The 360-nt window shown below is 50.3% G+C and carries 1 protein-coding gene; it reads right to left on the bottom strand.

The genetic code is table 11. The features are described 5' to 3' along the window. Positions 1-349 (bottom strand): hypothetical protein (locus R0J87_RS18925; RefSeq protein WP_498888154.1); only part of this gene is annotated, 349 nt, incomplete at its 3' end. Positions 350-360 lie beyond the last annotated feature (11 nt).

Raw genomic sequence — 360 nt, 5'->3', positions numbered from 1 at the left:
GCTCTTTATTTTGTGCACTGAGCACTGCTGCATGATTAATCTGCCCCAGTAAAACATGCTTTTCGTCATCGAGCAAAGTGGCCAGTTCCATGCCGTGCTGATAGTTTTGTAACGCCTGCTGGTATTGTGTTTGCATTTCCAGCGCAAAACCCAACTGATAAAGCAGGTCTACTTTTAACAGCGATGGTTCTTTACCCAGCAACGCCAACCCCTGCTCTGCGGCTTCTAATTGTTCCTGATGCCGTCCCAGAGCCTTCATCAGCGCGGCCTGCTGATAGTACCAGTTTGCCTGTACCTCTGGCGTCAGGTTTGCCAGCTCAGAGCGATGCTGCTGCAGCAACTGCAACATTTGCTCAGGTT

The sequence above is a fragment of the Halomonas sp. SIMBA_159 genome (assembly GCF_046536035.1).
Lineage (GTDB): Bacteria > Pseudomonadota > Gammaproteobacteria > Pseudomonadales > Halomonadaceae > Vreelandella > Vreelandella venusta_A.
This window is presented reverse-complemented; position numbering and strand designations above follow the sequence as displayed.